The sequence below is a fragment of the Harryflintia acetispora genome (genome assembly GCA_004340125.1).
GTDB classification, from domain to species: domain Bacteria; phylum Bacillota; class Clostridia; order Oscillospirales; family Ruminococcaceae; genus Harryflintia; species Harryflintia acetispora.
Genome location: SLUK01000014.1, coordinates 53675 through 75753, shown reverse-complemented (window position 1 = coordinate 75753; position 22079 = coordinate 53675). Strand labels below are relative to the sequence as shown.

At 60.2% G+C, this 22079-nt stretch carries 17 protein-coding genes, 4 tRNA genes and 1 rRNA gene; 17 read left to right on the top strand and 5 right to left on the bottom strand.

Annotated elements, in window-relative coordinates; translation table 11 throughout:
- Window positions 1-219 precede the first annotated feature (219 nt).
- The 6 genes from rrf (at window position 220) to EDD78_RS13150 (ending at window position 1373) form a co-directional block, all read left to right on the top strand.
- Window positions 220-336: ribosomal RNA gene (gene rrf / locus EDD78_RS13175) — 5S ribosomal RNA — on the top strand.
- Window positions 337-393: 57 nt separating this feature from the next.
- Window positions 394-469, top strand: a tRNA-Asn gene (locus tag EDD78_RS13170).
- 87 nt (window positions 470-556) lie between these two features.
- Window positions 557-633: transfer RNA gene (locus tag EDD78_RS13165), tRNA-Ile, on the top strand.
- A 9-nt stretch (window positions 634-642) separates the two neighbouring features.
- Window positions 643-718: transfer RNA gene (locus tag EDD78_RS13160), tRNA-Trp, on the top strand.
- A gap of 6 nt (window positions 719-724) precedes the next feature.
- Window positions 725-800: transfer RNA gene (locus EDD78_RS13155), tRNA-Thr, on the top strand.
- Between the two features lie 132 nt (window positions 801-932).
- Complete coding sequence (locus tag EDD78_RS13150; protein WP_132085246.1) at window positions 933-1373, top strand: phage holin family protein; 441 nt, start codon at window positions 933-935, stop codon at window positions 1371-1373.
- A gap of 67 nt (window positions 1374-1440) precedes the next feature.
- On the opposite strand, the gene EDD78_RS13145 is transcribed toward EDD78_RS13150, so the two are convergent.
- Window positions 1441-3690, bottom strand: a complete 2250-nt coding sequence (locus tag EDD78_RS13145; RefSeq protein ID WP_132085245.1) for a vitamin B12-dependent ribonucleotide reductase — start codon at window positions 3688-3690, stop codon at window positions 1441-1443.
- Between the two features lie 136 nt (window positions 3691-3826).
- Entirely contained in the window at window positions 3827-4081 is a 255-nt protein-coding gene (spoIIID, locus tag EDD78_RS13140; protein ID WP_079698516.1) for a sporulation transcriptional regulator SpoIIID, read from the bottom strand.
- A gap of 182 nt (window positions 4082-4263) precedes the next feature.
- Here spoIIID and EDD78_RS13135 point away from each other — a divergent pair, with 182 nt between their 5' ends.
- The 3 genes from EDD78_RS13135 to EDD78_RS13125 all read left to right on the top strand — a co-directional run bounded on the left by EDD78_RS13135 (window position 4264) and on the right by EDD78_RS13125 (window position 7956).
- Window positions 4264-5466 carry a glycosyltransferase gene (locus EDD78_RS13135; RefSeq protein ID WP_132085244.1) on the top strand — a complete coding sequence of 401 codons (1203 nt, stop codon included), beginning with the start codon at window positions 4264-4266 and terminating at the stop codon, window positions 5464-5466.
- 137 nt (window positions 5467-5603) lie between these two features.
- Entirely contained in the window at window positions 5604-7010 is a 1407-nt protein-coding gene (locus EDD78_RS13130) for an SH3 domain-containing protein (protein ID WP_132085243.1), read from the top strand.
- Window positions 7011-7140: 130 nt separating this feature from the next.
- Window positions 7141-7956, top strand: coding sequence for a biotin--[acetyl-CoA-carboxylase] ligase (locus tag EDD78_RS13125; protein WP_117508161.1), 816 nt, complete (start codon window positions 7141-7143; stop codon window positions 7954-7956).
- Between the two features lie 149 nt (window positions 7957-8105).
- Here EDD78_RS13125 and EDD78_RS13120 read toward each other — a convergent pair whose 3' ends face one another.
- Window positions 8106-8927, bottom strand: a complete 822-nt coding sequence (locus tag EDD78_RS13120) for a histidinol-phosphatase HisJ family protein (RefSeq protein ID WP_159448919.1) — start codon at window positions 8925-8927, stop codon at window positions 8106-8108.
- A gap of 242 nt (window positions 8928-9169) precedes the next feature.
- On the opposite strand from EDD78_RS13120, the gene EDD78_RS13115 reads away from it, so the two are divergent.
- From EDD78_RS13115 to EDD78_RS13100, 4 genes are all read left to right on the top strand, one after another.
- On the top strand, window positions 9170-9883 hold the full coding sequence (locus tag EDD78_RS13115) for a GntR family transcriptional regulator (protein ID WP_079698531.1): 714 nt from the start codon (window positions 9170-9172) through the stop codon (window positions 9881-9883).
- Between the two features lie 13 nt (window positions 9884-9896).
- Window positions 9897-11069 carry a phosphopentomutase gene (locus EDD78_RS13110; protein WP_132085242.1) on the top strand — a complete coding sequence of 391 codons (1173 nt, stop codon included), beginning with the start codon at window positions 9897-9899 and terminating at the stop codon, window positions 11067-11069.
- 9 nt (window positions 11070-11078) lie between these two features.
- Window positions 11079-11888: an NYN domain-containing protein gene (locus EDD78_RS13105; RefSeq protein WP_132085241.1), complete on the top strand. Its 810-nt coding sequence runs from the start codon at window positions 11079-11081 to the stop codon at window positions 11886-11888.
- 1171 nt (window positions 11889-13059) lie between these two features.
- Complete coding sequence (locus EDD78_RS13100; RefSeq protein ID WP_132085240.1) at window positions 13060-13749, top strand: hypothetical protein; 690 nt, start codon at window positions 13060-13062, stop codon at window positions 13747-13749.
- A 65-nt stretch (window positions 13750-13814) separates the two neighbouring features.
- Here EDD78_RS13100 and EDD78_RS13095 read toward each other — a convergent pair whose 3' ends face one another.
- A complete protein-coding gene (locus EDD78_RS13095) occupies window positions 13815-15671 on the bottom strand; it encodes a glycoside hydrolase family 13 protein (protein ID WP_132085239.1) in 1857 nt (618 codons plus the stop codon).
- Window positions 15672-15692: 21 nt separating this feature from the next.
- A complete protein-coding gene (locus EDD78_RS13090; RefSeq protein WP_079698539.1) occupies window positions 15693-18101 on the bottom strand; it encodes a glycogen/starch/alpha-glucan phosphorylase in 2409 nt (802 codons plus the stop codon).
- Between the two features lie 339 nt (window positions 18102-18440).
- Between EDD78_RS13090 and EDD78_RS13085 the strand changes: the two genes are divergently transcribed.
- The 4 genes from EDD78_RS13085 (at window position 18441) to EDD78_RS13070 (ending at window position 22056) form a co-directional block, all read left to right on the top strand.
- Complete coding sequence (locus tag EDD78_RS13085) at window positions 18441-18815, top strand: cell division protein ZapA (RefSeq protein WP_159448920.1); 375 nt, start codon at window positions 18441-18443, stop codon at window positions 18813-18815.
- Window positions 18816-18903: 88 nt separating this feature from the next.
- Window positions 18904-20976: a U32 family peptidase gene (locus EDD78_RS13080; RefSeq protein ID WP_132085238.1), complete on the top strand. Its 2073-nt coding sequence runs from the start codon at window positions 18904-18906 to the stop codon at window positions 20974-20976.
- Between the two features lie 40 nt (window positions 20977-21016).
- Complete coding sequence (gene dut, locus EDD78_RS13075; protein ID WP_132085237.1) at window positions 21017-21481, top strand: dUTP diphosphatase; 465 nt, start codon at window positions 21017-21019, stop codon at window positions 21479-21481.
- Window positions 21478-22056 carry a Maf family protein gene (locus EDD78_RS13070; protein WP_132085236.1) on the top strand — a complete coding sequence of 193 codons (579 nt, stop codon included), beginning with the start codon at window positions 21478-21480 and terminating at the stop codon, window positions 22054-22056. Before dut ends, EDD78_RS13070 begins: the two co-directional genes overlap by 4 nt.
- Window positions 22057-22079: the final 23 nt, after the last annotated feature.

Below are 22079 nucleotides of genomic sequence, written 5' to 3'. Positions count from 1 at the left end.
GCCAGGAGGTACTAATCGGTCGAGGGCTTGTCCTAATGTGTATATTCTCTTGTTGCTTTATTGCAACGCTCTTTGTTCAATTTTCTGGGTACTAGCTTTTCCTCCCGGAAAAGCTCTCAAAGAGTGAAATCACTTCGTGTTTTCATTCTTCCGAAGCGCTGGGAGAAAAGGTGATCCAGTGCAAGGGAGACTCCCAATACTTTGGGAGGCAACCCAATGGCCGGTGTTAATGGCGATGAGGAACCACCTGTTCCCATACCGAACACAGAAGTTAAGCTCATCCGCGCCGACAATACTTGGCGGGCGACTGCCTGGGAAGATAGGTCGATGCCGGCACTGCTCCTTAGGGAGCGTTGATAGCTGCTCATTATACTTTGAGCAGCTATCCCATTTTCCTCAATAGCTCAGTTGGTAGAGCATGCGGCTGTTAACCGCAGGGTCGTTGGTTCGAGTCCAACTTGGGGAGCCAGTGTTTTCTGCAGGCAGAATCAGCCATAATCCTGAGTTTGCCGGCATAAAATATAAATATCCCGCATGCACGACCAATCAGAGAAATGGGCCATTAGCTCAGTTGGTCAGAGCTACCGGCTCATAACCGGTTGGTCCGGGGTTCGAGTCCCTGATGGCCCACCATTTTTACACAGGGGCATAGCTCAGTTGGTAGAGCAGCGGTCTCCAAAACCGCGTGCCGAGGGTTCAAGTCCTTCTGCCCCTGCCACCATGCGCTGACGTAGCTCAGCAGGCAGAGCACCTCCTTGGTAAGGAGGAGGTCGTGCGTTCGAATCGCATCGTCAGCTCCAAAGGAAAAGCCGATCACATTTTGTGATCGGCTTTTCCTTTTGTCTGCGTGTAGAAACTTGCATGGACCAGTGCAAGTTTCATCCGCTCCCTCCCGATGCCGCCGAAAATTTTAAACAGGAAGGAGGATACCGTTGGGAAATCTCTTTTGGAATTACGGCGCCAAGGGGGCGGGCATCTCCGCATCGGTGGCGGCTGCCGGAACCTTTTTGGCCAGCCTTTTGGGGGGATGGGACTTCATGATGAAGGCGCTAATCTGGGCTATGGCATTGGACGTGCTGCTGGGGCTGCTCTGCGGGGCCAAGAGCCGCTCCCTCGACAGCCATATCATGCTCTGGGGCGGAATCAACAAGGTGTTGGTGCTGGCCTTTGTCGGTTTTGGCGTGGTGCTGGACCGGGCGATCGGCATGGGGGAACCGTATATCCGCACCGCGGTGATCTGCTTTTACCTCGGGCGGGAGGGGCTGTCGATCATCGAAAACTCCGCCAAGCTCGGGATACCCTGGCCTGGCTTTTTGATCGCACTGCTCGGACAGTTAAAGAAGCAGGGAAACGATGGGGTGCAAAAGAAGTAGCAGCTTTGCTGGAACCCGGAATAGCTGAAAAAGGGAGGGACTGCATATGCAGTCCCTCCCTTTTTCATCAGTTGCACTTGCTGTACCCACAGGAGCGGCAGGATACGCAGCCGCCCTCGTGTTCGAGCGGCTGGCCGCACTCGGGGCAGAACTTGGCGGTCTTCAGCGCCGCGGGCGGAATGTCAACAGCTTTTTGCGCCTTTTCGGGAGTGATGACCGATCCGCCGGGCGTCTGGCCGGCGCCGATCATATCGTTGACCTTCTTGACCACCCGGGCAATTGCGTCCGGGCAGGAGGTGCAGCTCATTCCGTCCCGCCGGATGGTGGACGGGCAGCGGATCCCGCGCAGCTGCTCGAGGATTTTGTCGATCGAAACGCCGGAGCGCAGCGCAATGGACACCAGCCGCGCGGTGGCCTCCGACTGTGAGGGACAGCCGCCCGCCTTACCGGTGGAGGTGAACACCTCACAGATGCCGTTCTCATCGTAGTTGACGGTGACGTAGAGATTGCCGCAGCCGATCTTCATGCGCTCGGTGATCCCGCAGGTGACCTCCGGGCGCGGACGCGGGAAAATGGTGTTGGGGGCTGCGGCAGGCTTGGCATTGACCGAACCGATGTTGAGCACCTGGTTCTCCCGGCTGCCGTCGCGGTAGATGGTGACCCCCTTACAGCCCAGCTTAAAGGCCAGACGGTAGACCTCGGCCACGTCCTCGTGACTGGCCTCGTGGGTGAAGTTTACCGTCTTGGAGACGGCGTTGTCCACATGATTTTGGAAGGCGGCCTGCATCTTGACATGGTAGGTGGGACTGATGTCGTGCGAGCAGACGAACACTTTGCGGATGTCCTCGGGGATCTCCTCAATGTGGGCGAGAGAGCCGGCCCCGGCGATCTTCTTCATCAGCTCGTCCGAGTAGAGGCCGCGCTTCTGGAGCACACCTTTCAGGACCGGATTGACCTCCACCATCTCGGTCTTGTCCATCACGTTGCGGATATAGACGTAGGCGAAGACCGGCTCAACGCCCGAGGAGCACCCGGCGATGATCGACAGGGTGCCGGTCGGGGCGATGGTGGTCACGGTGCCATTGCGCAGGGCTTCGTATTTCCCGGCGTAGATGCTCTCCTCGAAGAGGGGGAAGCTGCCGCGCTCCTTTCCAAGCCGCACGCTCTCCTCCCGCCCGGTATCGGTGATGAACCGCATCACCTTCCCGGCGAGCTCCACCGCCTCGTCCGAGGCGTAGGAGAGGCCCATGCGCAGCAGCAGATCCGCCCAGCCCATCACTCCGAGCCCGATCTTGCGGGTCTGCTTGGTGGTGAATTCGATCTGCTCAAGGGGATATTTGTTGACCTCGATGACGTTGTCCAGAAAGTGGACCGCATCCCGCACCGTGGCACCCAGCTTGTCATAGTCGAGCTCCACCACGCCGCCGTCGGTCTCGGACAGCATGTTGCACAGGTTGATCGACCCGAGGTTGCAGGATTCGTAGGGCAGCAGAGGCTGCTCGCCGCAGGGGTTGGTGCTCTCGATCTCCCCCTGGCCGGGCACCACGTTGTCCCGGTTGAGACGGTCGAGGAAGATGATCCCCGGCTCGCCGTTATGCCAAGCGCTGTCCACGATCTTTTCAAACACCTTGCGTGCGCTGAGCTTCCCGACCGCCTTCTTGCTCTTGGGGTCGATCAGCTCGTAGTCCCGGTCTTCTTCGGCGGCCATCATGAACTCCTCGGTGATCCCGACCGAGATGTTGAAGTTGGTGATGTCCTCATTGTTCTGCTTGCAGTCGATGAAATCCAGGATATCGGGATGGTCGATCCGCAGGATCCCCATGTTGGCGCCCCGGCGGGTGCCGCCCTGCTTGACCGCCTCGGTGGCCATGTTGAACACCCGCATGAAGCTCACCGGGCCGCTGGCCACACCGCCGGTGGTGCGCACCGTGCTCCCCTTGGGGCGCAGGCGGGAAAAGGAGAAGCCGGTGCCGCCGCCGGATTTGTGGATCAGCGCCGCCTGCTTGACCGCCTCGAAGATGGCGTCCATACTGTCCTCCACCGGCAGCACGAAGCAGGCCGAGAGCTGGCCGAGGGGACGGCCGGCGTTCATCAGGGTGGGGGAGTTGGGCAGAAAGTCGAGGTTGGTCATCATCTCATAAAAGCGCTGTTCGGTCTTAGAGACGTCGGCCTTCCTGTTAAAGGACTTGTCCGCCTTGGCGATCGCCCCGGCGACCCGGTGGAACATCCCCTCCAGGTCCTCGATGGGCTTGCCGTCCTCGTCCTTGATGAAATAGCGCTTTTCCAGCACGGTAAGCGCGTTTTTGGAAATTTTCATTATCCCTTTACCCCTTTATCTTGTTGATCCTTCTTTTTTGAACACTATATATTGTATCACGGCGGCTATAGCAGTGCAAGACAGAATAAAAGACGATTTGTATAATATCAATAGACTTATACAAATCGTCTTTTCACTAGATTTTCATGGCCGCATATTTGTTTTTGGTGGCCAGGCCCCCGCGGATGTGCCTCTCCAGCTTGTTTTGCTCGAGCACCCGTTTGACGTTGAGATAGAGTCCGGAATTGATCTGTGCGAGCCGCTCGGTGACATCCTTATGTACGGTACTTTTGGAAACGTGGAACACGCTGGCCGCATCCCGTACGGTCGCGTTGTTTTTGATGATATATTCCGCGAGCATAACCGCTCTTTCCTCGGGCAATCCTTTCAAGATGAAAACCCTCCCTGCAACGTAGTCTAAGACATGTATATGCGGGGGAGGGCGGGTTTAGGCGCTAATTTTCACAAAGAAACGCAACAACGGAAGGTTTGCAATACGAAGATAAAAAGGGTATAATAATAAAAACGTAATGGCCGGTCTATGCCAGGAAAAGCGGGAAAGGGGAGAATGAATTGCAGAAGGTCCTTTTGATCGTTTCCTCTCTCTCCGGCGGCGGCGCGGAACATGTGGCGCGTAAGAACCTTGAGATTCTCCTGCATAAAAAGGATTTTGACGTAGCCGTTTTGACCTGTGACAAAGCGTTGAGGGATCAGTATCCGGTCAAGCATTATCTCGCCAAGGATTTTCGCAAGGTCCGGGGGCCGGGCAAGGTGTTTGCGACCATGGGGATTCCGGAAAATTATAAAATGACCGCCCGGTGCCTCCAGGAGTTTCGGCCGGACATCATTCATCTGCACAACTATATCCCGTTTTCTCCATCCATGCTGCGGGCGCTGAAGGAGTATAAGGAAAAGTGCGGCTGTAAGGTGATCCTCACCCACCACACCTACTCCTATATCTGCACCAATGATTCGCTCTATAACTATTCGCAGGACAAGATTTGCGAGAAATGTATCGGGACGTTCGACACGACGATTATCCGGGACAATTGTGCCAATAACAGACTGGTCTCGCTGGCAAAGTATTTACAGAAAAATGAGATGTCAAAATTCTTTGCGGACCTGGTCGACGTCCACATTTCTCCGAGCGATTTTTTAAAAGCGGAGCTGCTAAAAGCAAATCCTCAGATAAAGGTCGAAGTGGTGAGAAATCCTTGCGTGGATAGGATAGAACCGGATTGCCTGGAGGCGAAAGAGAATACGGTCGTATTCTTCGGCAGAATCAGCAAAGAAAAGAATATCGTTAAGTTTGCCAGGCAGTTCATGCAAATTGAAATCCCCTTAAAACTTCTGATTATTGGGGACGGCCCTGAGGCTGACGAGCTTGAGGCTTTACTCAAGGGGGCCGATTACAACAGGATAGAATTTATTCATCGGTTTCTCAAGTCGGACGAGCTGTATGAAACAATAAGAACGGCCAAGTTTTATGTATTGCCTTCGATCTGGTTTGAAAACAGTCCGGTTTCGATTATTGAAGCGATCAACTTGGGGATGATTCCGATTACCTCCAATATTGGAGGGATGAAAGAGCTGATCGATCTTTTTGGAGTGGGTTATACGTTTGATCCAATGAACGATCAGGAAGGCGCCGAAACATTAAAAACGGCTTACTTGCAGTATGAGTCGGATGTAGCCTCGCTTTTGCAGGCCAGGAGCCGGTTAAACCAATTCACGACCCAGGCGTATAGCCGGCACATACTGGCGCTGTATGAATAAATGACCATACCGAAAAAGAATGAAAAACCGGCGGTAAATGTGGGGAATACCCAACCAGCTCTTTTATTTGTCGTAAAGCCGGTAGCTCTGATAACGTGTTTTGTGATATACTTAGTTAACCATTAAAGGAGGCGCTTATGAAAAAAAAATTACTCAACATTTTTGCCCTGTCCACCGCTCTGGTGCTTCTATTTTCCGGCTGCAAAACGCAGTCCGGAGACGGGGAGGTTTCTTCCTCCGAACCGGAGAACAACAACTCGGCCATGGGCGTTTCGGTCGATCCGAACAGCGCGGACTACTGGATCAGCACCCTTGAGAGCCCGGATGAAATCCTGATGAACGAGCAGGAGATCATACAATATAACCAGAGCATTATTGGAACAGAGGGGACGAAGTGCGTCGACCTCGGCTCCTACCCGGAAAAGCTTTCCAAGTCCGAGTTGACGGCCCTGCTCCAGGAGGACAAGCCTTCTGAGGAGGACCGGTACATAGGGGAGCGAAAGGCGGACAGCGCCTATTATGCGCAGCTGCAGCAAAACGTCAACCTGGCAGGCGTCAAGGAGGAAAATCCGGTTCGCTACGGCTATGTGATCGACAACGCGCCGCTGCGCACCTTCCCGACCTGGGACCCGTCCTATGAATTTGAAAGCGACATTGAATTCGACCTCTTTAACGAAACGGTGCTCAAGGTTTGGGAACCCGCCATTATTCTACACGAATCGACAGACGGAAAGTGGTATTATATCCAGAGCTATAACTATCGGGGCTGGGTCAACCACGAGTACATTGCGCTGTGTGAAAAGGCCGAATGGGAGAAGTATCTCTCGCCCGCTGAGGTCTTGGTAGTAACCGGGAATAAGATCGAACTCAACCAAAACCTCTTCAGTCCCGACATCTCGGGACAGAAGCTCTTTATGGGGACGGCGCTGCCCCTTGTTCCGGAGTCGGAGGTTCCCGAGGTGATCGACTCCATGACCTCCGAGAGCGGCTACGCGGTCTATTTCCCGACCCGCAGTGAGGAGGGGCGGCTGGTGGTCAAGCAGGCGCTGGTGCCCTATAACGCCGGCGTTTCAGTCGGCTACCTGCCCTATACCAGGCGGAATATCGTCGCCCAGGCGTTTAAGCTCCTGGGGGATCGGCACGGCTGGAGCGGTCAGAACGAGAGCCGTGACGCTTCGGGGCTTAGCATGGACGTCTTCGCCTCCTTCGGCATCCGGCTGCCGCGCAATTCCTCCCAGCAGAAGCTGATTCCGGGAGAACGGATAGAACTGGAAGGGAAGGACGACAGCCAGAAGCTCAGCGAGCTTGAGAAGGCCAATGCGGGTGATCTGTTGGCAACGACCAAACACGTCGCCCTCTATCTCGGGACGATCGAGGGGAAGCCCTATGTGCTGCATTCGATTTACACCGTCTATGAGAAGAATGGCGACAAGCTCGAAGAAAAGCTCATCAATGCGATCGTGGTGAGCGATCTGGATACCCTGGATTCGGACGGGAACACCTACCTCGCCGACTCCATTGCCCTGATAACGCCCAAGGCCTGATCCCTTTGCCATCGCACCCGCAAGGGTGTTGATGATATATCCCCACCTACTGAATAAGCCGGCTTAAGCATTTAAGTTGGCTTATTCATTTTTATGGTGTAAAATAGGGAGTGCGAGGAGGGGAGCCGTCATGTCGAGAGATCGGATACTGGCCTATTTCGAGGAGCATAAGGGGGAGGTCGTTCCCGGGAATGAGCTGGCTTTGCTGCTGGGCATAACCAGAAGCGCCGTTTGGAAGAGCGTGCAGCAGCTGCGGCAGGAGGGGTACGACATCACTTCCCTCAAGCGCACCGGCTACCGGCTGGAAGAAAATTCGGACATCCTCTCCGAGGTGAAGATTCGCAGCGGGCTGAGCGCGCCGCTGAAAAACGCCAGGATCGCGGTCTATAAAAGCGTGGACTCCACCAACCTGCAAATCAAGCTCGCCGCCCTCAAGGGGGATGGCGAATGGACCATCGCGGCCAGCGAGGAGCAGACGAAGGGGCGCGGGCACCGCCAGCGGGAGTACCCCTCCCCCAGCGGCAAGGGGGTCTATCTCAGCGTGCTGCTGCGCCCGCGGGGACTTTCGGACCCCCGGCGGGAGCTGCCCATGCTCGCCGCACTCGCGGTCTGCGGCGGGATTCGTGAGCGCACCGGCGTCGCCGCAGGGATCGCCGGCGCGGACGATATCGTCTATGGGGGTAAGAAGCTCTGCGGGATACTCTGCGAAATGATGTGCGAGTGCGAAAGCGGCCAGGTCGAGTTCGCCGCCATCGGGATGGGGATACGGGTCTATATGCCCGAGGAGGAGAGCGAGACCTCGCTCGGGACCGTCACCGGGCGCTACTACAACCGCAGCGAGCTGATCAGCGCGATCGTGAACCGGCTTTATGAACAGTATACGGCGTTACAGGCGGGGGAGGGGGAGCGGCTTTTGAAAGACTACCGCCGCTTACAGGCAAAATGAAACAGGCCTCCGCGCATACATAAGGGGCGCACTTCTTTTCTTCCGGACGGGGGTGGAACCCCGCCCCTCTCAGAGTATGGCAGGCTTTGCCTGCCATACTTCCTTGTAAGTGCTGCCGGAACACGCGGGGGCCTGTTTGAAAAGAAATTCTATGCGATCGGATAGAAGGAGGGCTTGCGCTCCTGGTAGAGCGCGAGGTGGTCAAAGCCCGCCGAGAGGGCGAGACGGCGCGCGTCGTCGAAGTTGGCGGCGATGTCTTTGGCGAAATGCGCATCCGAGCCGACGGTGAGGATCTCGCCGCCCAGCTCCCGGTAGAGTTTTAAAATATCCAGCGAGGGCATGGGCAGCCCGACCTCCTGGCGCAGGCCGGAGGTGTTGATCTCCAGGCCCTTGCCCCGCTCGATGATCCGGCGCAGCACCTGCGCCACCTCATCTTTATAATCCAGCAGGCTGACGGTAAAACCGCTCTTGGCGGCGTAGCGCTTGATCAGGTCGAGATGGCCCGCGCAGTCGAAGTCCGCCTTGTCCGCCATCTGGTAGAGCCCGTCGATGTACTCGAGGCACATGGCGTCCAGCGTTTCGGCGCTGTAGGGCACGTCCCCCAGGTCCTTGCCCTGCTTGTTGGGCTTGTGCACCGAACCGATCACATAATCGTAATGATGCTTAACATGCAGGATATCATGGGCATGCTCCGGCCAATAATAATGTTGGCCGATCTCGATCCCGGCCCTGAGAACCAGCCGGCCCTCGAACTCCCTTTGGCAGATGGAGAGCATCTCGTCATACTCATCCAACAGCGCGGGGTCCATGCACATCTTGTCTCTCGTTTTGGGATAATACTCGAAGTGCTCGGTCACGCAGATTTCCTTTAGCCCCTTGTCAATGGCCGCTTGGCACATGAGGCGCATCTCGTCGTGCGCGTCGGGGGAAATCCTGCTGTGCATGTGGTAGTCCGCTATAATCCGGTTCATCCCGTCCATCCTCCATCCTTAATTGTCCTATCCTGAATTCTAGCACCAGCGGGGGTGGGGTGTCAAGAAAGCCCCCGCCGCTTGGCTTTGGGAAGCGAAATCTTTGCCGTTTTGACTAAGAATCCATCTTCGCGCTTGCTTTTAATTGTATTATATTGTATGATACCATTATGAGGAAGAGAGGCCGGTTTCACCCCGCGGAGAAACCGGTATGAAACGTCCAGAGAGGATTGGTCACGACTATGGAGCTCAAAAGTTCAGATATGCAGCCGCTGTATAAGCAGCTGAAAAGCATTTTGCAGGGGGAGATCGAAAGCGGGCGGTACCAGAAGGGGGAGAAAATTCCCACCGAGCTGGAGCTCAGCCGCCGCTACCACGTCAGCCGGATCACGGTGCGCAACGCGCTCGACGAGCTGACCAAGGAGAACCTGCTGGTGAGAAAGCAGGGCAAGGGGACCTTTGTGACGGCGGACAAGATCAGCCAGCCGGTTTCGGGGATACGCGGGTTTTCCGAGATGTGCCGCGCCAACGGCTGCGAGCCGGGGGCCAAGGTGATCAAATCGGTGATCGAGGACGCGGGCGAGCAGGACATCGCCGAGCTGCGCCTGCAGCCGGGGGCCAAGGTCATCGTGCTCGAGCGGATCCGCTCGGCCGACGGGGTGCCGGTCTCGTATGAGATTTCCCGCTTCCCCGAGCGCTTCTCGTTCCTGCTGCACGAGGACCTCAACAACTGCTCGATGTTCGACCTGCTCAAGGAGAAGTACGCCGTCACCTTCGAGAAGGCGACCAAGGTGATCGAGCTGGCCTTCGCCACCTATGAGATGGCGCATTATCTCGAAATCCCCAGCGGATACCCGCTGCTCGCGATCCGCAGCATGGCGCGGGACCAGGACGGGCTGCCGGGGCACCGGGCCATGCAGTTCATCGTGGGGGACAAATTCAAGCTGATCGTATAAAGGAGCGCAAAGTATGAAAACAAAACGGGTCTTCCTCATCGTGCTGGACAGCTTCGGCATTGGCGAGGAGCCGGACGCCGCCGAATTCGGCGACGAGGGGAGCGACACCCTGGGCTCGGTCAGCCGCAGCCCCTATTTCTGTATGCCGGTCTGCCGGCGGCTGGGGCTTTTTAACATCGAGGGGATTTCGGCGCCCGAGCCGGCCGCAAATCCGGCCGGGAGCTTTGCCAGGATGCGCGAGCGCTCCAAGGGCAAGGACACCACCATCGGGCACTGGGAGATCGCGGGGATCGTTTCCCCCAAGGCCCTGCCCACCTATCCAAACGGCTTCCCAAGGGAAGTGCTCGAGCGCTTCGAGCGCGAGACCGGGCGGGGAGTGCTCTGCAACAAGCCCTATTCCGGCACCCAGGTGATCGCCGACTACGGCGAGGAGCACCTGAAAAGCGGCAAGCTGATCGTCTACACCTCGGCGGACAGCGTCTTCCAGATCGCGGCGCACGAGGAGCTCGTCCCGCCCGAGGAGCTCTACCGGTACTGCCGCATGGCGCGGGAGATCCTCTGCGGCGAGCACGCGGTGGGCCGGGTGATCGCGAGGCCCTTTACCGGCGCGCCGGGGAGCTTCACCCGCACCCGCAACCGGCACGACTTCTCGCTTCAGCCTCCGGGGGAGACCATGCTCGACGCCCTTTCCCGCGCGGGGAAAGCCACCATCGGGGTGGGGAAGATTTCGGACATCTTCGCCGGGAAGGGGATCGGGGAAAGCTACCCCACCAAGTCCAACCGCGACGGGATGGACAGGACCTTCGCGCTGCTGCAAGAGGATTTCGAGGGGCTTTGCTTTGTCAACTTGGTGGACTTCGACATGCTCTTCGGCCACCGCAACGATGTGGACGGGTACGCGAAGGCGCTCGGCGAGTTCGACGCGCGGCTGGGACTGCTGCTGCATGAGCTGGGGGCGGGGGATGTGCTCATCCTCACGGCCGACCACGGCTGCGACCCGGCCACCCCGAGCACCGACCACTCGCGGGAATACGCCCCGATGCTCATTTACGGAGAGCGGATCCAGGGCGGGGTGGACCTCGGCACGCGGGAGACCTTTGCGGACATTGGAAAGACGGTGCTCGACCTGCTGGGAGTGGAGGGCCCGATCGCCGGGACCTCGTTCCTGCCGCAGGTCGAAAGATAAGGAGGAGCCATGCCCAACGACAACAAATTCGCCGTGCTCATCGACGCGGACAACGTATCCGAGCGGTACATCAAGATCATCCTGGACGAGATCTCGAAGGACGGGATCGCCACCTACAAGCGCATTTACGGGGACTGGACCCGTCCCGAGCTTGGCTCCTGGAAGAAGGTGCTGCTCGACCACTCGATCCTGCCGGTGCAGCAGTACGGCTACACCAGCGGCAAGAACGCCACCGACTCGGCAATGATCATCGACGCGATGGACATCCTCTATTCCGGGCAGGTGGAGGGGTTCTGTCTGGTCTCCTCGGACAGCGACTTCACCCGCCTGGCCGCCCGGCTGCGCGAGTCGGGAATGATCGTGGTCGGGATGGGGGAGCGCAAGACGCCCAAGGCCTTCATCTCGGCGTGCAACCGCTTCAAGTATCTGGACATCCTGGCAACGGTGGAGCCGGCGAGCGCGCCGCCCGTCGCCGCCGAAGCGCCGTTGCCGGTGAAGGCCCGTTCCCGGGGCGGCCGCGCGCAGGAGCAAAAGGAAGCGCCGCCCGCTCCCGAGGCGCAGAACGAGCAGTCCGAGACCGGGCTTGCCACCATCAAGGAGGCGCTGCGGGCCATCGTGGCGGAAAACTCGGACGAGGACGACCGGCTCTTTATCGGCACGATCGGGAACCTGCTGGTCAAGCGGTACCCGGACTTTGACGTGCGCAACTACGGCTACAGCAAGCTGACCCCCTTCATCCGTTCGCTGGGGATGTTTGAAATCCAGAGCGAGCGCGGCGGCGAGGGCAGCAGTAAACTGATTTATGTGAAGCTCAAGTAGCGGCGGGGCCGCTTCGGGGCTGTCCGCCCCGCACCCCGACCCCTTTCTTTTGTTTGAAAAGAAAGGGGGAAATGAAAGCATCTCCTCGCGCGACCACGCGCGGACTATACACATTTGCGCTCGCCGCGAAATGCGAAGCCCCGCTCCGGAAACCCGGAGCGGGGCTTTTTGCCCGCGCAGGACACTGATTGCAACGACGATTGCACCCCCTTCGGGGGCCCTTTCCCGCGCAGGAGGTTTCCCCCCGCCGGAGCTTTCCCGATCGGTTTCCAAAGGACTAAGTCCTTTGGCGGGTGCGGGCAGAGCCCGCGGTCTTTCCGGGTTGCTGCCACTCGCCTTGACGGAATCCCCCCCTCGGATCAGGAAGGGGAGCTTAGGCGCACGCATTTTTGGCGCCCGACCAAAAATGCAGGCTCGCTTTGCGAGCGGTGCGCCTCACGGGCTGGAAACGAGCCGTTTCCCCCCGTGTGCCCCCTTTCAGGGCGGTTAGCTGTCACTCGCGTCCACAAATCCTCCCCCGGATCAGGAAGGGGAGCAAAAAGCTCCCAGTGGGAGGTTTTTGCGTGGGGAAACCCTATCAAGGGGTTTCCCCATGGCGGCCCCGCCGCCATCTTCTCCCCTGAAAAAACGGCCGCCGCCCGCGCACCCGCAGACAGCCCCGCCGCCACCAAAAAGGGGATTTCGCTTTTCGCCCAAATCCCCCAATATCCCCCTTTTTTCTTGCCTTTTTCTCCCGCCCGTGCTATAATAGACCCATGGGGTTTTCTTGCAAAAGAGAAAGCCACGGCAGCCTCCCGTGTCGTTACCACGAGAGACCAGTCCGTCAGGTGTACTAGGCACCCAACGTCCTACCGGAATTCCGGCACCGTAGCGTTCCTCGCTACGATTATAACACATTTTCCTCTCCTTGAGAAGGACTGTGCGCCGTCCGGCCAGGAAAAAACGCATTTTTTGCGCATGTTGGGTTGCGTTGCCTCTTCGAGGCACACCCGATATGCGCTTTTTCATTTGCAGCGGCACCCTTTGCGGGCGGCATTTGGCTCTGGCAAAGTGCGCCCTGCGGGGGTTCCCCGTGCGGGACGGGGGCCGGCTTCCCCGTCCCGCGGAAAACCCCTTGACTTTAAAGGCGCCCGGAACAACCCGCCGGGCGCGGTCAAGGGGGAAAGAAAAAATGGAAGAAAACGAAAAAATCCTACCGAGCCCGGTGGTTTTCTGGGGCCGAACCTCGCGGGAAGAATTCACCCTCGGTCGCCGGCTCGAGAAGGCGCTTCAGGCGCTCGACGGCCTGCCCGGCGACCGGGACACTCTCTTCTTCTGGCTCTACGGCTGCGTCTATGGCAGCGAAACGCAGATTTCCCACGCGCATGCGCGCTCCTGCGGCAAATTTTGCGGGAGCGAGGCCCTGCGCACGATTGAGAATTTTAGCTCTGCCGACAGCGCCTACCGTAGCTATGCCGAGAAACTTATGGGCGAGCCGGTGCCGCACCGGGAGAAGGAGCCGCTGAAGTTTGCGCGCTATGCGCTGGAATTTGCCGACTTGTATCTGGAATCGCATTATAGCGATTGGTACTGCGGACTGTACGAGAAGTACGAGCGTAAGCTCAACTCCGCTTATTTGTGCTACCTGGTGGCCGACCGCTACCGCGATGAGCTTCCGGACCCCGCCCCGTTTGAGGCGCTGCACAGCCTGCTGCGGCAGTATCTGCTGCCCACCACCCTGTGGCAGGAATTTCTGGCGGGCTACCGGGAGGCGACCGTCAGCCTGCTGCGCCAGCGCATTGCGTTGGAGTGCCCGCAACAAAACCTGGATACTTTTGAGCGCATGTGGTTTCCCCAGCCGCCCGACGAGGAGCCGGACTAGGGCGGGGCGCACTTAGCCCTTTGGAAACCCAAACAAAAAAGGAAGGAGATTCTCCTTCCTTTTTCTTATTCAACAATAACCACCGCCGAGAGCGGCCCCAGCACCCCGTCCTCGTAGCTGCCGGTGATGACGGTCTGCTCCCCCTGCTCGGTGACGAGCGAAACGTCCTGCGGCGCGTCCGAGCGGTTGACAGCCACGGTCAGCGCGCGGGACTGGGCGTCCCGCGTGAAGACGAACACCTCCCCGGTGCAGGAGACCGGCAGGAAGTTGGCTTCCGCCAAAAAGGCGTTCTCCCGGTAGAGGCTCCCCAAAAGCCGGAAGCGCTCGCGCAGCGCCTCGTCCCCGCTGTTCCAGGGGTAGGTGGTGCGGTTGAAGGGATCGCGCCAGCCGCAAACCCCCATCTCGTCCCCGTAGTACAGGCAGGGGTTCCCGGGCAGGAAATACAGGATGGTGTAGGCGATCAGCAGCAGCGAGCAGCCGCGCCGGTACATTTCGGGCGGGAGCAGATAATGCTGCGCCTGCCAGGAGCGGTCCCCGCCCTTGTATTCCTCCCCGGCGAGCTGGGTGATCGCGCGCGGGGTGTCGTGGGTGGAGAGGGAACTGAAGAGCATCTGGACCGCCGGGGCCGGGTAGTTTTCCAGGATGGTAAGGATTCCGTGGTAGAGGGTGTTGCTGTCCCCGTAGCGCACATAGCGCAGGATGGCGTTCATAAAGGGGTAGTTCATCACCGAGTCGAGCTGAGAGCCCAACAGGTAATGCCGGCGCTGGGAGTAGCTGATCTTGTTCGAGGCGTCCTCCCAGACCTCCCCGATCAAAATCCCCTCGGGGTTGGCGGCCTTGACCGCCTGGCGCAGCCGGTCCAGGATCACGTCGGGCAGCTCGTCAGCCACGTCCAGCCGGAAGCCCTGCGCGCCCAGGGACATCCAGTAGCGGATGACCCCGTGTTCCCCGCAGATGAATTCGAGGTAGTCCTCGTTCTCCTCGATGATCTCGGGCAGGGTCTCGAACCCCCACCAGGAGTGGTACTTCTGCGGATATTCGGTGAACTTATACCAGTCGCGGTAGGGACTTTTCGGGTCGCGGTAGGCCCCGCCCTCGCCGTAACGCCCGGCCTTGTTGAAGTAGACGCTGTCCGAACCGGTGTGGCTGAAGACCCCGTCGAGCACGATCCCGATTCCGCGCGCCCTGGCCTGCCGGCAGAGCAGCTGGAAGTCCTCGTTGGTGCCCAGCAGCGGGTCGACCTTGAAGTAGTTCGCCACGTTATAGCGGTGGTTGGAGTGCGCCTCGAAGATGGGGTTTAAGTAGATCAGCGAAACGCCCAAATCCTGCAGGTAATCGAGCTGCTCGGCGATCCCGCGCAAATCACCCCCGAAGTAGTCCGAGTTGGTGATCTCCCCGTTTTGATTGGGCAGGTACTCGGGCATGTCGTTCCAATTTTGATGGAGGGTGCGGTCCTTCGGCACATTGTCCTTGGGTACGCCGGAATTATAGAAGCGGTCGGGGAAAATCTGATAGATGATCCCGCGGGAGTAGAGCTGCGGCGCGTGGAAGTCCCGGTCATAGACGGTCAGCTGCCAGAGCGCGCCGTTCTCGTCGAAATCCCCATAATGCGAATCGACCCGCCTGATCTGCCGGCGCTCGCCGCCGACCGTCACCTCGAAGCAATAGAAATAGAGCTGTCCCACCGGCTCGGGCAGGATGGTGCAGCCGTAGCGGTTATAGCCAACGTGCGCGCGGTTGATGGTCATCTCATAGCGGGCGGGGGCGTCGAACTCATCCGCCTTATAGAGCAGCAGCTCGCAGCGCGTGGGCAGGATGGAGTCGCTCAGCGAGATCGAGAAGGTGATCTGCACCCCGGTGCGCACCGCCCCGAAGGGGGACTTGTGGAGCGCATCGAAGCTGTCATAGGGGAAGGTGTACATAAAAAGGTCTCCTTTTGGCCCTTAGCGCGCGCTGGGCTCGTCGAGCTTCCAGATATTCCGGGCGTATTCCCGGATCGAGCGGTCGGCGCAGAAAATCCCGGAGCAGGCGGTGTTTTGCAGCGACATCTGCTGCCAGCGGCGGGTATCGGTATAGAGGGAGGCGGTTTTTTTGCTGGCCTCGAGGTAGCTGTCGAAGTCCGCGAAAACCATATAGGGGTCCTTGAAGACGAGGGAGTTGTAGATGTCCATGAACTGCTCGCCGTTAATCCCGTTTTTGAGCATATCCACCGCCGCGCGCAGCGTGGCGTTCTTCCCGTAGATTTCGTGCGCCGAGTAGCCCTTCTGGCGCAGGGCCGAGACCTCGGCGGTGGTCATGCCGAAGATGACGATGTTGTCCGCCCCGACCTCGTCGTAGATTTCGACGTTGGCCCCGTCCATCGTGCCCAGGGTGATGGCGCCGCTGAGCATGAACTTCATGTTGCTCGTGCCGCTGGCCTCGGTGCCGGCCAGCGAAATCTGCTCGCTGACCTCGGAGGCGGGCATCAGGATTTCGGAGAGGGTGACGCGGTAGTCCTCGAGGTAGACGATCCGCAGCTTGTCGCGCACGCTCTCGTCGCGCTCGATCATGTCCCGCATGGTGCAGATCAGCTTGATGATCTGCTTGGCGAGGAAGTATCCCGGCGCCGCCTTGGCCCCGAAGATGAAGGTGCGGGGGGTGAAGTCGGCGTTCGGGTTCGCTTTCAGGTACTGGTAGAGCGAGAGGATGCGCAGGGCATTGAGATGCTGGCGCTTATACTCGTGCATGCGCTTGACCTGCACGTCGAAGATGGAATCAACATTGAGCGCCGCGCCCCCGTGGCGCACCAGGTAGTCCGAGAGGGACTGCTTGTTCTGCCGCTTGATGGCGGCCAGGCGCTCGAGCACCGAGGAGTCGTCCCGGTATTTTTGCAGGCCCCGCAGGGAGTCCATGTCGTTGAGGTAGTTTTCTCCCAGCAGCTCGGCGCACAGGGAACTCAGCCCCGGGTTGGACTGGTGCAGCCAGCGCCGGGAGGCGATCCCGTTGGTGACGTTGCCGAACTTCTGCGGGGTGAGGGTGTAAAAGTCGTGGAAGACCTCGTCCTTGAGGATTTCGCTGTGCAGCTTGGAGACCCCGTTGACGCTGTGGCAGACCGCCACGGCGAGGTTGGCCATGCGGATGTCCCGGTCGGTGAGGATGGCCATGCGCGCGACCTGCTCGCTTTGCAGGTGGTGCGCGTCGTACAGCTCGGCGCAGAGCCGTGCGTTCATCTCGCAGATGATCTGGTAGATGCGCGGCAGCAGGGACCTAAAGAGGTCGATGTTCCAGACCTCCAGCGCCTCGGGCATGACGGTGTGGTTGGTGTAGGCGAAGGTGGCGCTCACGATATGGTAGGCGTGCTCCCAGCTGTAGCCGCACTCGTCGAGCAGGATGCGCATGAGCTCGGGGATCGCCAGGGTGGGATGGGTGTCGTTGAGGTGGATGGCGTTCTTCTCGGGGAGGTTGTCGAGCGTGCCGTAGGTTTCGATGTGCCGGCGCACGATGTCCGCGATCGAGGCGGCGGTGAGGAAATACTGCTGGCGCAGGCGCAGCGCCTTGCCCTCGCGGTGGTTGTCGTTGGGGTAGAGCACCTTGCTGATCGCCTCGCCCATCATCCCCTCGCCCAGCACCGAGGAATACTCGCCCTTGTTGAACAGCTCCATGTTGAAACCGGTGCTCTTCGCCTTCCACAGCCGCAGGCGGCTGACCGCCTTGGTGTTGTAGCCGGAGATGCAGATGTCGTAGGGGACGGCCATCACCGAGCTGTAGCCCTTGTATTCGACATTGTGGTAGTTGTGGTCCCAGCTCTCGCTGACCTGCCCGCCGAAGCGCACCTCGACCGCGTGCTCGGGCATGGGGGTGAGCCATACCTCGCCGCCCGGCAGCCAGTAGTCGGGCAGCTCGTTCTGCCAGCCGTCGATGATCTGCTGCTTGAAAATCCCGTACTCATAGAGGATCGAGTACCCCATCGCGGGGTACCCGTCGGTGGCCAGGGCGTCCATATAGCAGGCGGCCAGCCGCCCAAGCCCGCCGTTGCCCAGCCCCGCGTCCGGCTCGTATTCATAGAGGTTGTCGAGCTTGACGTCGAGCTCCCCCAGCGCCTGCTGGAAGCTTTCGACCATGCACAGGTTGGAAAGGCTGTTTTTGAGCGAGCGCCCGAGCAGGAATTCCATGCACAGGTAATAGACCTGCTTTTTCCCCTGCGAGCGGCTCTGGGACATGAAGTGGCGGCGTTTCTCCTCCAGGATTTCCTTGACCACCGGCACGGTGGCCTTATAAAACTGGGCGTCCGACGCCTTGTCGGGCGTGGTGCCCAGCGTTTCCTGAAGCTCTTTTATGATCATCGTTTTGATCTGCTGCACGGTGTAGGCCATTGAATTGGCACCTCCATTTATTCTGCGGGATAGCGGTCCCCTTATGATGTCGTCAGCATCTGGTCTCGAAAACTTTTTATAGCAGACATCTATACTATTCTATCATATTACAGAAACGAGTTTTCTGCAAGTGCCACAGGGGAAAAGAGCGCCCCGCAGCGGCGTATTTTTATGACTATGCTGTAAACAATCTGATAATTTGGGAAATGGTCTTTTGCAGGGGCGAAAAATAGTTTATAATGGGGGTAGACTGATCCGCCCCTTAAAAAAGAATGCCACGGCGTTCGGGGCGTTATGCAGAAATTTGCCAGTGAAAAAGCGGGAGGACAAGCCGTCATCATGGAGATTATCAATCGTGTGCGCGTGGAGATCGGCACGGGAAGATACACCATTTCGACCAACGAGCCGGAGGAATATGTGCTCGAGCTCGCGCGCGGGATCAACGAAAAGCTCGAGGAGGTAATGGGCGCCAACGGCACCCTGTCCCAGAGCGATGCCCTGATCCTCTGCCTGCTGGATTATGCCGACGGGAAGAAGAAGAGCGAGCAGGGCGCCGACCACATCCGCGACCAGCTGACCGGATACCTTGAGGACAACGCCAAGCAGCGCATCGAGCTCGACGAGCTGCGCGCCGAGGTGAAGCGGCTGTCGCGGGAAAACGAGCTGCTCAAGAAGAGCGGCGCGCCGGCCGGAGGGGCTGCCCAGAAGAAATGAGCCGCCGGGCTCTCAAGGGCGAGAGCGGGCCCCGCCTGTGGGCGGGACCCGTTTTTGGAGTTTAGCTGCCGGGAGGAGGACTTCTGAAATGGAGATATTGGCGCCGGCGGGAAGCGAGGAAAGCGTGCTCGCCGCGGTGCGCTGCGGGGCGAACGCCGTCTATCTGGGGCTGCAGGGCCTCAACGCCCGGCGGGGGGCCAGGAATTTCGATGAAGAGACGCTCCACCGGACCGCCTCCTTCTGCCATGAGCGGGGGGTCAAAATCCATCTGACCCTCAACACCCTGGTGTTCGACCGGGAGATGGAGGAGGCCAGGTCGGTCATCCGTACCGCGTGCGCCTGCGCGCTCGACGGGGTGATCGTGCAGGACCTGGCCATGCTGCGGCTTCTGCGCGAATGTGCGCCCGCGCTGCCGGTGCACGCCTCGACCCAGATGAGCGTGCACAACCTGGAAGGGGTGCTGCAGCTCGCAGAGATGGGCTTTTCCCGCGCGGTGCTCGCCAGGGAGCTTTCCCGATCCGAGATCGAACACATCTGCAGGCACTCCCCGATCGAGATCGAGCTCTTCGTGCATGGGGCGCTGTGCATGTCTCTGAGCGGCCAATGCACCCTTAGCGCCATGGCGGGCGGGCGCAGCGGAAACCGCGGGATGTGCGCCCAGCCCTGCCGCCAGAGGATCACCTGCGCCGCGAGCGCGAAGCCGGACAATGGCTACGCCCTCTCGCTGCGGGACATGTCCCTGCTCACGCCCGAATACATGGGGCAGCTGCGGCGCGCCGGGGTGGCCTCGCTCAAGATCGAGGGGCGGATGAAGCGCCCCGAATATGTGGCGGCGGCGGTGACGGCCGCCAGAGAAGCCCTGGAGGGCAGAACCCCCGACTGGCAGGCGCTGCAGAGCGCCTTCTCCCGCGGGGGGTTCACCGACGGGTATTATACCGGCCATCTGGAGCGCTCCATGTTCGGAGTGCGCCGCCAGGAGGATGTGCGGGCCACCAAGGAGGCGCTGCCCGCGCTGCAGCGCCTCGGGCAGCGGGAATACCCCGGCGTTCCGGTTTCGATGGAGCTCTGCCTGCGCGAAGGGGAGCCCTCCTCCCTCACCGTCCGGGACAGGGAGGGGCACACCGCCGTGGCGCTTGGAGATACCCCGGCGCCGGCGCAAAACCGTCCCACCACCCGGGAGGACGCCTGCAAGGCACTGGGGAAGCTGGGGGGAACGTATTATACAATTGGTGATATTTCGACAGAAATTGACGATAAGTTGATGGTTCCGCTCTCGTCGCTGAACGCGTTGCGGCGCAGCGCTTTGCAGGAGCTGAGCGAGCAGCGGCGGCAGCTCGCGCCCATCCCGTTTCAGGACTGGACCCCGCCGCTGCCCCGGCACCGGGCAAAGGATAAGCCCGCGCTGCGGGTCTGCGCACTTTCGGCCGGGCAGGTCACGCCCGGACTGCTAAAGCTCTGTGAGCTGTGCGCCCTGCCGCCGCGCGCGCTGCGCACGCTGCTGGAGAGCCCGCTGGGGCAGGAGAACCTCCACAAGCTGGCGGTGCGCCAGCCGATCGTCAGCTTTGACGACGGCGAGCTGCACCGGGAGCTCAGCGCGCTGCGGGAGCTGGGGGTGGAAAGGCTGCTGGTCTCGGGGCTGGCGGGGGTCCGGCTTGGCAAGGCGCTCGGCTTTACACTGATCGGGGACGCCTCGCTCAACATCACAAATTCCCGGGCGTTGGAGGAGTACCGCGAACTCGGGGTGGGGGAGAGCACCCTCTCCATCGAGCTGATGGCCCCGCGTATCGCCGGCCTTGGCGGGGAGGCGGCACGGGGGATCGTCGCCTACGGGCGGCTGCCGTTGATGACCATGCGCGCCTGCCCGCTGCGGGAGACCCTCGGCTGCCGGCGCTGCCGCGAGGGGACCGGCGCCCTGCGCGACCGGCAGGGACATGCCTTCCCGGTCTGCTGCGCGATGGGCGCCGCCCAGCTTTTTAACAGCGAGACCCTCTATCTGGCCGACCGGATGGGAGAAATACAGAACATCGACTTTTACTGGCTCTCCTTCACCTTTGAAAGCGGCGCTGAGGCGCTGCAAATCGCGCGGGAATACGCGGGAGAGGCCCCGGCCGATATGCGGGGCGGCGTCACCCGCGGGCTCTATTTCCGCAAGGTGCTCTAGAGCCTGCCTAAACATCAATCGGAAGGGGCAAGATGATAGTATGGAAAAACTGATGATAAAGCGGCTGAGCGAGACCGCCGTGCTGCCGGCGCGCGCCACCGGAGGGAGCGCGGGATACGACCTGTGCGCGGACATCCGGTCCCCCGTGACCATTCTGCCGGGGGAGACGCAGCGCCTGGGCAGCGGGATCGCCATCGCGCTGCCCGATCCGGGCTACGTTGCGCTCATCTTCGGGCGCAGCGGGCTGGGAAATAAGCATGGGCTCACCCCCGCCAACGCGGTGGGCGTGATCGACAGCGACTACCGCGGGGAGCTCATCATCGGCCTGCGCAATCACTCGAAAGAGCCCTACACCGTGCAGCCGGGCGAGCGGATCGCCCAGCTGGTGGTCCTGCCCGTCCATACGCCCGAGCTGTGCGAGGTGGAGTCCCTCGACGAGACCGAGCGGGGGGCGGGCGGCTTCGGCAGCACCGGTAGGGGGACGCTCGGGGGAGAAAAGCAGTGAGGCGGATCTTGGCTTCCCAATCCCCGCGCCGCCAGGAGCTGCTGCGCCTGATCTACAGCCGGTTCGAGGTCGTCCCCGCCGATGCCGACGAGACCCTGCCCGGGGATATGTCCCCCCACGAGGCGGTGGAATATCTGGCGGCGCTCAAGGCGGGAGCGGTGGCCGGTACGCACCCGCACGATCTTGTCATCGGGGCGGACACGGTGGTGGCCATTGATAACAAAATTCTTGGCAAGCCCCGGGACCGGGCGCAGGCGGCGGATATGCTCCGCTCTTTGAGCGGGCGCACCCATGAGGTTTACACCGGGGTGGCCGTCCGCTCCCCGAAGGGGGACGCCGGCTTCAGTGTCTGTACCGAGGTCGAGTTCTACCCGCTGGATGCGCATACGATAAGCTGGTACCTCGAGACCGGGGAATACGCCGACAAGGCGGGGGCCTACGGGATCCAGGGATACGGCTCGCTGCTCGTGGGGGCGGTGCGGGGCGACTACTTTAACGTGGTCGGCCTGCCAGTGGCAAGGCTTTGGCGGGAGCTGCGGCGGCTGGGACTTTGGCAAGAAGCGCCGCGGGATTAAGTGATTCGTGAAAAATTGTTGTG

What these genes read in the sequence shown, in the direction of transcription:
- EDD78_RS13145 (WP_132085245.1), bottom strand. Translation starts at nt 3,690, where the DNA reads ATGAAAATTTCCAAAAACGCGCTTACCGTGCTGGAAAAGCGCTATTTC.
- EDD78_RS13130 (WP_132085243.1), top strand. Translation starts at nt 5,604, where the DNA reads ATGAAAAAAAAATTACTCAACATTTTTGCCCTGTCCACCGCTCTGGTG.
- EDD78_RS13125 (WP_117508161.1), top strand. Translation starts at nt 7,141, where the DNA reads ATGTCGAGAGATCGGATACTGGCCTATTTCGAGGAGCATAAGGGGGAG.
- EDD78_RS13120 (WP_159448919.1), bottom strand. Translation starts at nt 8,927, where the DNA reads ATGAACCGGATTATAGCGGACTACCACATGCACAGCAGGATTTCCCCC.
- EDD78_RS13115 (WP_079698531.1), top strand. Translation starts at nt 9,170, where the DNA reads ATGGAGCTCAAAAGTTCAGATATGCAGCCGCTGTATAAGCAGCTGAAA.
- EDD78_RS13110 (WP_132085242.1), top strand. Translation starts at nt 9,897, where the DNA reads ATGAAAACAAAACGGGTCTTCCTCATCGTGCTGGACAGCTTCGGCATT.
- EDD78_RS13105 (WP_132085241.1), top strand. Translation starts at nt 11,079, where the DNA reads ATGCCCAACGACAACAAATTCGCCGTGCTCATCGACGCGGACAACGTA.
- EDD78_RS13100 (WP_132085240.1), top strand. Translation starts at nt 13,060, where the DNA reads ATGGAAGAAAACGAAAAAATCCTACCGAGCCCGGTGGTTTTCTGGGGC.
- EDD78_RS13095 (WP_132085239.1), bottom strand. Translation starts at nt 15,671, where the DNA reads ATGTACACCTTCCCCTATGACAGCTTCGATGCGCTCCACAAGTCCCCC.
- EDD78_RS13090 (WP_079698539.1), bottom strand. Translation starts at nt 18,101, where the DNA reads ATGGCCTACACCGTGCAGCAGATCAAAACGATGATCATAAAAGAGCTT.
- EDD78_RS13085 (WP_159448920.1), top strand. Translation starts at nt 18,441, where the DNA reads ATGGAGATTATCAATCGTGTGCGCGTGGAGATCGGCACGGGAAGATAC.
- EDD78_RS13080 (WP_132085238.1), top strand. Translation starts at nt 18,904, where the DNA reads ATGGAGATATTGGCGCCGGCGGGAAGCGAGGAAAGCGTGCTCGCCGCG.
- dut (WP_132085237.1), top strand. Translation starts at nt 21,017, where the DNA reads ATGGAAAAACTGATGATAAAGCGGCTGAGCGAGACCGCCGTGCTGCCG.